Source organism: Burkholderia sp. Ax-1724 (genome assembly GCF_011752995.1).
GTDB lineage: Bacteria > Pseudomonadota > Gammaproteobacteria > Burkholderiales > Burkholderiaceae > Paraburkholderia.
On sequence record NZ_VWWL01000006.1, the window covers coordinates 50,670 to 62,210 of the forward strand.

The window sequence follows — 11,541 nt, forward strand, 5'->3', positions numbered from 1 at the left end:
TGGCGATAATCACCGGTATCCCCTCATCCTTTCACGAGACGGTAGCGCAATCATGACCGACACATTCAAGAAGCAGCCCGACGACGCGCCCGCGCAACCCGGCGGCCTGCGCAAATCGCTCACGAGCTACGGCGACAACGGCTTTTCGCTGTTTCTGCGCAAGGCGTTCATCAAGGGCGCGGGCTATACCGACAGCGCGCTCGACCGGCCCGTGATCGGCATCGTCAATACGGGCAGCGCCTACAACCCGTGTCACGGCAACGCGCCGCAACTGATCGAGGCCGTCAGGCGCGGCGTGATGCTCGCGGGCGGACTGCCGATGGACTTCCCGACCATCTCCATCGCCGAGTCGTTCTCGCAGCCGACCAGCATGTACTTGCGCAATCTGATGTCGATGGACACCGAGGAGATGATCCGCGCGCAACCGATGGACGCCGTCGTGCTGATCGGCGGCTGCGACAAGACCGTGCCCGCGCAGCTGATGGGCGCGGCATCGGCGGGCATTCCGGCAATTCAGCTCGTCACCGGCGCGATGCTGACGGGTGCGCATCGCGGCGAGCGCGTCGGCGCCTGCACCGACTGCCGCCGCTACTGGGGCCGCTTTCGCGCGGAAGAGATCGACGAGGCGGAAATCGCCGCGGTCAACAATCAGCTCGTCGCGAGCGTCGGCACCTGCTCCGTGATGGGCACCGCGAGCACGATGGCCTGCGTGGCGGAAGCGCTCGGCATGACGGTGCCGGGCGGCGCAGCGCCGCCCGCGGTGACGTCGGACCGGATGCGCATCGCGGAGATGACGGGCACGCAGGCCGTACAGATGGTACGCGATGGCCTTTCGATCGAGAAGATTCTCACCGCCGACGCATTCGAGAACGCGCTGCGCGTGCTGCTCGCAATCGGCGGCTCGACCAACGGCATCGTCCATCTGACGGCGATCGCCGGACGCATGGGCTACGACGTCGATCTGAAAGCGCTCGACCGGATGGGCCGCGAGACGCCGGTTCTGGTCGACCTGAAACCGTCCGGCTCGCATTACATGGAAGACTTCCACAAGGCCGGCGGCATGGCGACGCTGTTGCGCGAACTCAGGCCGCTGCTGAACCTGAACGCGCTGACGGTCACGGGCCGCACGCTCGGCGAGGAAATCGACGCCGCGGGGCCGGCCTTCGAGCAGGACGTCGTGCGTCCGTTCGACCGGCCGATCTATCCGCAAGGCGGCATCGCGGTGCTGGAAGGCAATCTCGCGCCGGGCGGCGCGATCATCAAGCAGTCGGCCGCCGATGCCGGCCTCATGGAACACGAAGGCCGCGCGGTCGTGTTCGAGAATGGCGCCGACCTCGCCGCGCGCATCGATTCCGACGATCTCGACGTATGCGCCGACGACATTCTCGTGCTCAAGAACATCGGCCCGAAGGGCGCGCCGGGCATGCCGGAAGCAGGCTATATTCCGATTCCTCGCAAGCTCGCGACCGCGGGCGTGAAGGACATGGTGCGGATTTCCGACGGCCGTATGAGCGGCACGGCGTTCGGCACCATCGTGCTGCACGTGACGCCCGAGTCCGCCGTGGGCGGCCCGCTGGCTCATGTCCGCACCGGCGATCGCATCCGCCTCAGCGTGTCGCGGCGCGAGATCAGCCTGCTTATCAGCGACGAGGAACTGGCGGCGCGCGCCGCGAATCATCCCGTGTCGATACCGACCGCGGAGCGCGGCTACCGCAAGCTCTTCTTCGACACGGTGACGCAGGCCGACAAGGGCGTCGATTTCGATTTTCTGCGCGCGACCGAAACGCGTGGCGTGACGCCGCGAAGCTAGGGCACACGGGTCGTTCCCATTCGCAGGCCGCCTTGCGCGGCCTTTTTTTCGTTGATGCTTCGGCATGCCATGCATTCCGGATCAAGCACCCCGCCCTATTCCGGCCGCGGTCCGAAGCGTCCGCGAAACATCAAAATTTCTTTTGTTTGAAACAAGCGCACCCGTGTACTTCGAGCATCGACCCACGGCGATACTGGTCCGATCTCATCGCCACTCACGGAGACGCTTTTCATGACCTCGTCCAGCCACTTTCAACACGTGCTTTCACCGGTCGTCACACCGTTCGACGAAAGCGGCGCGCCAAGCGCGGAACGCTTCATACGCCATTGCCGCGCACTGCTGAGCCATGACGTGGACCTCGCGGTGTTCGGCACCAACTCCGAAGCCAACTCGCTATCGGTCGGAGAAAAACGCGGCCTGCTCGACGCGCTGCTCGCAGCAGGCTTGCCCGCCACGCGCATGATGCCGGGGACCGGCGCCTGCGCGCTGCCCGATACGATCGAATTCACGCGGCATGCCGTGGCGAGCGGCTGCGCGGGCGTGCTGATGCTGCCGCCGTTCTACTACAAGAACGTCAGCGACGAGGGTCTGTTCCGTGCGTACTCGCGTGTTATCGATGCCGTCGGCGATACGCGTCTGAAGGTCTACCTCTATCACATCCCACCGGTTGCGCAGGTCGGCCTCAGTCTTTCGCTCGTCGAGCGGCTGCTGAAAGCGTATCCGGGGACGATCGCCGGCATCAAGGACAGTTCGGGCGACTGGAGCAACACGTCGGCGCTGATCGCCGAATTCGCGGCCGCCGGCTTCGAAGTATTCGCGGGCAGCGAGACGTTCCTGCTGCGCACGCTCGAAGCAGGCGGCGCCGGCTGCATTACCGCGACCGGCAACGTGAATGCGGCCGCCATCGCGCAACTGGCTCGCGACTGGCGCGCGGTCGACGCCCCCGCGCAACAGCGCCGCCTCGACGAAACCCGCGCCGTGTTCCAGCGCTTCCCGATGATTGCCGCGATGAAGGCGGCCATCGCGTGGCAATCGGGCGACGCAGGCTGGGCGGCGCTGCGCGCGCCGCTGGTCGAACTCGATGCCACGCAGCGCGCACGACTCGAAAGCGCCTTGACGGCCCTCGGCTTTCGCCTGCCGCACGCGGAGCAACTTGCGTTGCACGCCGGCGCATTGCACTGAGCCGGCCGAACGCACTGCGTGCACCGACACTGCAAACAGGCGGGCGCGCGAGCACACAAAACCGACAGCACGCCCCGCATCATCAGGAGACAACCTTGGACTACAGCACCTCATTGCCCGCTTCGATAGGCACGGACGACGCCGATTCGATCTTCCGTCGTGTCGCGCTGCGCTTCATGCCCTTGCTGTTCGTCGGCTACGTGGTCGCGTATCTGGATCGCGTCAACGTCGGCTTTGCGAAGCTGCAAATGCTCAACGCGCTGCATCTGAGCGAAGCGATCTACGGCCTCGGCGCGGGCCTCTTCTTTGTCGGCTACTTTTTCTTCGAGGTGCCAAGCAATCTGCTGCTGCATCGCATCGGCGCGCGGCGCTGGATCGCGCGCATCATGATTACGTGGGCCATCCTCTCGATGGCGACCGCATGGGTCACGACGCCGCTGGAGTTCTACGCGGTGCGCTTTCTGCTCGGCATCGCGGAAGCGGGCTTTTTTCCCGGCATGGTGCTGTATCTGACTTACTGGTTCCCCTCGCACCGGCGCGGCCGGATGGTCGCGTTGCTGATGGCGGGCAATCCCGTCTCGGGACTCGTCGGCGGACCCGCGTCGGGCTGGATCATGCATTCGTTGCAGGGCGTGGGGGGCTTCGCGGGCTGGCAATGGCTCTTCATCATCGAAGCGCTGCCGTCGCTGCTGCTCGGCTTCGTGGTTCTGCGCCATCTCGACGACCGCATCGCCGACGCCACCTGGCTCTCCGCGCCCGAGAAGCAGGTCATTCTCGACGAGATCGCCGCCGACGCCACGACGCACACGCACGGCTCGGTGCGCGCCGTGTTCAAATCCGCACGCGTCTATCTGATGTGCCTGATTCTGTTCGGCATCGTGATGGGCTCGTATGCGATCGGTTTCTGGCAACCGAGCATTCTGCGCTCGACCGGCATCGAGGACACGTTCGTCATCGGCCTGCTCACGATGATTCCGTATTCCGTCGCGCTCGTCGCGATGATCGCGGCCGGCAGGCACGCCGACCATACGCGCGAGCGCCGCTGGCACGTCGCGATGCCCGCGCTGGTTGCCGGAGCCGGCTTCGTGCTGTGCGCGCTGTCCGGTGCGTCGCCGGTCATCTCCGTGCTGGGGCTCACGCTCGCGACCGCGGGCGTCATTACCGCCTTGCCGATGTTCTGGGCGCTGCCGACCGCGTTTCTCGGCGGCACCGGCGCAGCCGCCGGTATCGCGCTCATCAACTGTACCGGCAATCTCGCAGGCTTTATCAGCCCGGCCGTGATCGGCTGGCTGAAGACGCTCACGCATTCGCTTTCTTCGGGACTGTTCGTCGTGGCGGCTTCGCTCGCGCTCTCGGCGCTGCTGATTCTCGTCTTCGTCCCGGCACGACTCGTCAACAAGTAACCCATGATAAAAAACCCGATGCACGACCCGAACCACACCCTGCCGCCCGTACTGCAAATCGGCGAATTTCCTTCGGTAGCCTATGCGTTGCTGAAAGAACGCCTCGACCTGTTCACGCTCGCCGATATCGCCGCCGACGATGCGTTGCGGCAACGGATCGGCGCGATCGTCACGCGCTCGAACTACGACATCGACACGGCACTCCTCGCACGCCTGCCATCGCTTCGGATCATCGCGACAAACGGCGTGGGCTTCGACCGGATTCCGCTCGCGTTCGCGCGCGAGCGCGGCATTGCGGTCACCAACACGCCCGACCTGCTCAACGCCGCGGTTGCCGAGCTGACGATCGGCCTCATGCTCGCCTTGCTGAGGAAACTGCCGCACGCCGATCGCTTCGTGCGCTCGGGTGCCTGGCGACAAGGCGCCTTTCCGCTGGGATCGAGCCTCGCCGGCAAGCGGGTAGGCATCGTGGGCATGGGCCGCATCGGCCGGGAAATCGCGCGGCGGCTCGCCAGCTTCGATGTCGAACTGGCCTACTTCGGCCGCACGCAACAGGCTCTGCCGTTTCAATGGTTCGCGCAGCCGGTGGAACTCGCTCGCTGGTCGGACCTTCTGATCGTGAGCTGCCCAGGCGGCGATGCCACGCGTCATCTGATCGACGCAGCCGTGCTCGATGCACTCGGTTCGGCAGGCATGCTCGTGAATATCGCGCGCGGGTCGGTCGTCGACGAGCAGGCGCTCGTGCTCGCGCTTGAAAACGGCACCCTCGCGGGCGCGGCGCTCGATGTTTTCGAGCACGAGCCCGCGCCTGAATCGGCCCTACTCCGATTCGAGAACGTGGTATTGAGTCCGCATATGGGAAGTGCGACACACGAAACGCGCATTGCGATGGCTCAACTCACGATCGACAATCTGGCGTCGTTCTTCTCGACGGGCAAGGCGCTGACGCCGGTCTGACGGCACGCCGCGCGTCATTCGCCACGCTGACCCGGCTCGCGGCGCGCATGATCCAAACCGTCGGCCTATGTTGCGCCTTCCTTCGCCATGCTGCTGGTTTCACCCACTCCGCCGCAACCACGCCATCGCTTCCGTCAGCTCATGATGCCGATCTGCCAGGGCACGAACTCGTGGTCGCCAAGCCCGAGTTCTTCGCTGCGGGTACGCTGGCCTGACGCGGTCGCGAGCAGCGCCTCGAAGATCTCGCGCGCAGTGCTTTCGATCGTCGCGGTGCCGTCCAGAATGCCGCCGCAATTGAGGTCCATGTCTTCCGTCAAGCGGCGATACATCGGCGTGTTGGTCGCGAGCTTGAGCGACGGCACAGGCTTCGCGCCGAACATCGAGCCGCGCCCGGTCGTGAACGCGATCAGGTTCGCGCCGCCGGCGATCTGCCCCGTCGCGGACACCGGATCGAAGCCGGGCGTATCCATAAACACGAGACCGCGCGCCGTGACAGGCTCCGCGTAACGATAAACGTCCATCAGCGGCCCCGTGCCACCCTTCATCGACGAACCGATCGACTTCTCGAAGATGTTCGCGAGTCCGCCGACCTGATTGCCGGGGCTGACCTTGCCGTTGATCTGCACGTCGCGCCCGACCGAATATTCGTCCTTCCACCAGCGAACGCGCTCGATCAGTTTCTCTCCGACCTCGCGGCTCACGGCACGCCGCGTCAGCGTGTGTTCGACGCCGTAGATTTCCGGCGTTTCGGAAAGAATCGCGGTGCCGCCGTGACGGACCAGCAGATCGACGGCGGCGCCGAGTGCCGGGTTCGCCGTGATCGACGAAAAACCGTCGGAGCCGCCGCATTGCAAGCCGATTCGCAGATGGCTCGCCGGCACGGTCTTGCGCACCACGTCGTTGGCCGCAGGCAGGAGCGCTTCGACGACGGCGATGCCGGCCTCGATCGTGCGCCGCGTGCCGCCGCTTTCCTGCATCACGAAGGTATGCAGCCGTGAGCCGGGCTGCAGCCCTTCCTGTTCGAGCAGGCCGCCCAACTGGTTACGCTCGCAGCCGAGCCCGACGATTACCGCTGCCGCGAGATTCGCGTGGCGCGCGTAGCCCGCCATGGTCCGGCGCAGCAGCGCCATCGGTTCGCCGCTCATCTCCATCCCGCAGCCGATGCCATGCGTGAATGCGACCACGCCGTCGACGTTCGGCCAGGCGGCAAGCCGCTCGGGCGTGAAATGCGCGGCGATGCGATGCGCAACCGTCGCCGAGCAGTTGACGGTCGCGAGAATGCCGACGTAGTTGCGCGTGCCGACCTCGCCGTTCTCGCGCACGATGCCCTCGAAGGTCGCTCGCTCGGACTCGGGCAGCAGCTCGACAGGCCGGTAATCGGCGCCGAATGCGTAGTCGCGGTCGAATTCGCGGAACGTCAGGTTGTGGCTGTGCACCATTGTGCCTGCCGCAATGTCGCCCGCGGCGAAGCCGATTACCACGTTGTACTTACGGATCGGCTCGCCTTCGCGAATCGCGCGCGCGGCGATCTTGTGGCCGGCCGGCACCTGACTGCGACAGGCAATGCCGTCGATCGGCAGCGGCGTGCCGATTGCGATGTCGACTCGCGCGATGACGACGTTGTCGTCCGGATGGAGCCGGATCACGGGACCGGCGACGGTCTTGTTCGAAGTGGAGATCATGGTCGGGGCAATCGGGAAGGAAGCGACGCGCGGGCGACGAGAGGATTGATGTTCGTCGCCCATGTTCGTCGCAATGGGCGATTAAAGAAAGTACGCTTTGCCTTCTTCAAAGCATAAAATTTTTATCGATGAGTTGCCGTTACCTGTGGCGCTTTGTCCGTGGGGTTGGACAGGGTGGTGTTGTCGAAGCGGCGTGGGCGTGCCATCAAGAAACTCTCTCCTCTCGGGACATCGGAAAAAGCTCTTTCGTCAGGCTGACGGGTGATGATACCCGTGGTATTGGCAGAAGAAGGTTGCTGGTCACGCCAATGCGGCCAATACCATTGCCGCATTCATGAAGCGTCTCCAGCCAGATAACGCAACGCCTTCGCAAAAAAGTCGACGCTGCCGAAATTCCCCGACTTGAGTGCGAGGGCAAGCGGATCGGCACCGACCGTCGCGGTCGCGGGCACGCCCGGATCGATCTGCCTGCCGATACGCAGCATCTGCACGCCGAGCGCCTGCACCACGGCACCAGACGTCTCGCCGCCCGCAACGACGAACCGGCGCACGCCGACGTCATGCAACCCGCGGGCAATCGCAGCGAGCGTACGTTCGACCAGATGCCCCGCTTCCATCACGCCCAACGCGCCTTGTGTTGCCTTCACTTCGTCGGGAGAAGCCGTTGCGTAGATCAACACCGGCTGAGGCTGGGCCGCGAGTATATGCTCGCGTGCAAACGCCAGCGCCTTATCGACGACGGACTCCCCGCGCGCGACGGCCATCGGATCAATACGGAATGCGGGCCGTGACTCGCGCCACGCGGCAACCTGTGCGTTCGTCGCCTTCGATGCGCTGCCCGCCAGAACAACGGCAGCGCCCTCGATAAGCGGCAATGCGGCTGCGTCCCCTGCGGCTTCGAGCAAACCCGCGCGGCGGAAATTCGCGGGCAGGCCGAGAGCAACACCCGAGCCGCCCGTAATCAGCGGCAGGTCCGCGCAGGCTTCGCCGAGCGTATGGAGATCGGCGTCCGATACCGCATCGGCAATCGCCATGCGTACGCCGTCGCGTTTGAGCGCCGCGATTGCCGCGCGCACCGCGTCGGCACCTTTCGCCACCGCGTCGTAACGCACGAGCCCGACCTTGTGCTTCGCCTGCGCCTGCAACACGCGTACGAGATTCGCGTCGGTCATGGGCGTGAGCGGATGGTTCTCCATGCCGGACTCGTTCAGCAGCACGTCGCCAACGAACAGATGTCCGCGATAAATCGTGCGGCCATTCTCCGGAAACGCGGGACATGCAATGGCAAACGGCGCTTCTCCATGCACAGACAGCGCATCGAGCAGCGCTTCGGCTACGGGACCGATGTTGCCCGTATCCGTCGAATCGAACGTGGAGCAATACTTGAAGAAGAACTGGCCACACCCTTGCGCCCGCAGCCATTCGAGCGCAGCGAGCGACTGCGCGAGCGCATCGCCGGCGGATACCGCGCGTGACTTGAGCGCCACGACCAGCGCGTCTGCTTCAATGTGCATGCCGGCGGCAGGCACACCGATCGTCTGCACCGTGCGCATGCCGCCGCGCACGAGCATGTTCGCAAGGTCCGTCGCGCCGGTGAAATCATCGGCAATACAGCCAAGCAGCGGTCCCGGTCGACTTTCAGTTGCCATCGTTGATCTCTATTGAATAAAGGGAATAGGTTGCCGTTCTCGCAAAGCCGGCGCTGGCTCAGCGGCGCCGATTCGTGCCTGTCCGCGCCTTTCAGAAGCGCTGCGTAAGCCCCATCGTGACAAGCGTCTGCGAACCCGTGGACGACTGGGTCGTCCCCTGGATAGCGGCTACCGCACGACCGCCCGTGGAATCCGTTCCGCTCGCGTTCTGGTGAACGAGTATCGCGTAGAGCGACGTACGCTTCGAAAGGCTGTACACGGCACCGACGTTTTCCTGCTGATAACGCGCACTGCCCAAACCGCTCGCGCCGCTGTTATGCGTATAGGCATAGGAGACGCCGAGCAGCAGAGCCGGTGTCACCTGGTACTTGAAGTTCACTTCGCCGATATTGAATATGGCATTGCCGTGGTAGCCGCTTGCGGCGGTGTTCAAACCGGCCACACTCACGCTGCCGAGATCGCGAAACTGGGTATTGCTATACACGGCGCCAAGCGTCGCGGAACCGATCGTATAACTGGCCCCCGCGGACAATATCCGCTGGGACGCGGCGGATGCATAGCCGCTAAAAATCGGGCTCGATATATTGTTTCCGGTTTTACTGTCGTTCGCCTTGTTTCCCCATAGCGAATAGTTCGGATCGTTGACATACAGATAACCGACCGCCACTCGCAACGACGCGTTCGTATACGACGCGCTCAGGTCCCAGATCTGGTTGCGGGAGAAATCGCCCGCCACGCCGCCGGGACTATAGACACCGCCGAAGCTGAAGCCGTTGTAGTTCCTGCTCAGAAACTTGATGGCGTTGTTGATGCGGCTATTGTTGTCGAGATTGTCGACGTCGCCCGGATGGGCGCCGTATTGCGCCCCAGGTGCCGCCCAGTCCTGCCCCGACTCGATCGGCCCAACAGCAATCGACGCACTGGAATACTGACGTCCGAACAGAACAGTTCCGTAATTCGAGTCGATACCCACGAATGCCTGCCGACCGAACAATGTCCCGTTCTGCCCCATGGTGCCGTTCACGAGGCTATACCCCGATTCGAGTGTGAACAGGGTCTTCAGTCCGCCACCGAGATCCTCGACGCCACGGAACCCCCATCGTCCTGCACCATAGTTCCCGCTCGTCAGCGAATACAGCGTTGATCCTTTCGAGTTCGAAACATAGGTCAGCCCCGCGTCCGCAATGCCGTAGAGCGTGACGCTGCTTTGCGCGAAAGCACCGCCCGACGAGATTGCGATGACGAGAGGAAGAAGTCTCCAATATTGTCTTTTTTTCATTTGCTTTGCGTTTCCGCTATTTCAGCTGGTTCACAGACAGAAAAATATCCTGATTCATTAAAAATCAAGACTCCAAAATACTTATTACGAGTAGCAATCCTATTCAATAGACATGCGATTGCCTGGCAGGCGCAGAACCCAGGTCAATATCAGTTGCGTGGAACTTCTACGGCGAAATCAGGCCGGACCGGCCATCAATCGCAAAGATGGAACCTGTTGACGACCTTCGAGGTAATCCAGTCCCTCGTTGCTTCGTCGAACCGGCGATAGTGTTCCATGCGAAGATGCGCTTCGAAATCGGCTTCGCTTTCATAGAGCTCGTAAAGGAAAACCGAGCATGTGTCGTCGACCGAAACAGCCACATCGAATCGGTGGCAACCCGGTTCGAGATCACGCGATTGCCGAGCGTTGAGCAGCATTTCGCGCAAAAACTCCGCGTGATGCATCTCTTTCACACTCAATGAAACTGTAATCACATACATCGCTCATTACCCGAAAAGAGAGGTGGACGCCAAATCCCGGCTCGGCCGGAACGTCGCCATGTCGACGCGACAGCCGTTTAGATGCGAGTGGTACACCGCCTCCTGAACCAGAAGATTGGCAAGGTAGTCCGATGCGGTATTTTCAGGTCGATGCCCCTTCTCGAGTGCATCGATGACATGTGCCTGCAGACGGCCGCATGCCCCTCCACCAAATTCGACCTCCGAGCCTCGATCATAGACGTGCTCGACCTCGGTCTGACCATGCGGCTTGAACCATAACCTCGCGTAGCCGTCCAACCGAAGCACTCCCGCGGAACCCTCCAGCCACATTTCCCCCAAGGTTCGCCGAGGGTTTTCGCAGACATGATCCACCAGACGGTTGCCGTCGAACTGTCCGATCGTGTTGTCCGGAAACTCCAGACAGATGATCGCGGCATCTTCCCCCTTGATAACCGGATTCAGACGCCTCAATCTGGCGTACACACCGGAGACTTCACCGAACAGGAAGCGGAACGTATCGATGAAATGCACGGCCGTTTCCTTGACCATGAACCGGGGCATCTGCTGAAAGTACGGTTGCCGCGCCATGTAGGCTATCGATCCTTGCCCGTCCCCGGGACGCAGGCGGAAATTCACGCTGTAGGGCTGGCCCAACATGCCTTGATCCAGAAGACGCTTTACTTCGCGGAACCACGGCATGAACCGGAAATTCTCGTGCACGACGACAGGTACACCGGCGCCCTGAGCCCGCTCGGCCATGTGCTCCGCCTGCCAGAAGTCGGTGCAGAACGGCTTCTGGCAGATCGTCGCCAGTCGGCGCTCCAGCGTCGCATCGAGTATCGCCGCGTGACTCGTGGGCGCCGTCACGATGTCGACGAGATCGGGGCGCGCTTTGTCCAGCAGTTCATCAATGCTCCCGAAGGTCTGCGCCACGTTATATCGCGCAGCCATCGCTTCGGCCTTTGCTGTGTCCATGTCGCAAATGCCGACGACTTCAACATTCGGGAGTGCGGTCCATCCAGCGAGATGAAACTGGCTGAAATAGCCTGCGCCGATAACGGCGACGCGCCAGGACGGTTTGGAGACTGACATGTCGG

Annotated in this window: 9 protein-coding genes; 4 read left to right on the forward strand and 5 right to left on the reverse strand. The window is 63.1% G+C overall.

Translation table 11 applies throughout. From position 1 onward, the window contains the following. Positions 1–52 precede the first annotated feature (52 nt). The 4 genes from F3J19_RS09310 to F3J19_RS09325 all read left to right on the forward strand — a co-directional run bounded on the left by F3J19_RS09310 (position 53) and on the right by F3J19_RS09325 (position 5,352). Entirely contained in the window at positions 53–1,810 is a 1,758-nt protein-coding gene (locus F3J19_RS09310) for an IlvD/Edd family dehydratase (RefSeq protein WP_167040019.1), read from the forward strand. Positions 1,811–2,041: 231 nt separating this feature from the next. After that, entirely contained in the window at positions 2,042–2,992 is a 951-nt protein-coding gene (locus F3J19_RS09315; RefSeq protein WP_167040021.1) for a dihydrodipicolinate synthase family protein, read from the forward strand. Positions 2,993–3,087: 95 nt separating this feature from the next. Next, the gene (locus tag F3J19_RS09320) at positions 3,088–4,395 is read left to right on the forward strand and encodes an MFS transporter (protein ID WP_167040023.1); all 1,308 of its coding nucleotides are present in this window, start codon (positions 3,088–3,090) and stop codon (positions 4,393–4,395) included. A 3-nt stretch (positions 4,396–4,398) separates the two neighbouring features. Next, positions 4,399–5,352: a 2-hydroxyacid dehydrogenase gene (locus tag F3J19_RS09325; protein ID WP_240158855.1), complete on the forward strand. Its 954-nt coding sequence runs from the start codon at positions 4,399–4,401 to the stop codon at positions 5,350–5,352. A 134-nt stretch (positions 5,353–5,486) separates the two neighbouring features. Here the strand turns inward: F3J19_RS09325 and F3J19_RS09330 are convergent, their stop codons facing one another. The 5 genes from F3J19_RS09330 to F3J19_RS09350 form a co-directional block, all read right to left on the reverse strand. Then, a complete protein-coding gene (locus F3J19_RS09330) occupies positions 5,487–7,034 on the reverse strand; it encodes an altronate dehydratase family protein (RefSeq protein ID WP_167040025.1) in 1,548 nt (515 codons plus the stop codon). A gap of 332 nt (positions 7,035–7,366) precedes the next feature. Beyond that, positions 7,367–8,683: a 3-oxo-tetronate kinase gene (gene otnK, locus F3J19_RS09335; RefSeq protein WP_167040027.1), complete on the reverse strand. Its 1,317-nt coding sequence runs from the start codon at positions 8,681–8,683 to the stop codon at positions 7,367–7,369. Between the two features lie 91 nt (positions 8,684–8,774). Beyond that, positions 8,775–9,962, reverse strand: a complete 1,188-nt coding sequence (locus F3J19_RS09340) for a porin (protein WP_167040029.1) — start codon at positions 9,960–9,962, stop codon at positions 8,775–8,777. A gap of 194 nt (positions 9,963–10,156) precedes the next feature. After that, entirely contained in the window at positions 10,157–10,438 is a 282-nt protein-coding gene (locus tag F3J19_RS09345) for a putative quinol monooxygenase (protein WP_167040031.1), read from the reverse strand. Positions 10,439–10,450: 12 nt separating this feature from the next. Continuing rightward, a complete protein-coding gene (locus F3J19_RS09350; RefSeq protein WP_167040033.1) occupies positions 10,451–11,536 on the reverse strand; it encodes a Gfo/Idh/MocA family oxidoreductase in 1,086 nt (361 codons plus the stop codon). Between the last annotated feature and the right edge of the window lie 5 nt (positions 11,537–11,541).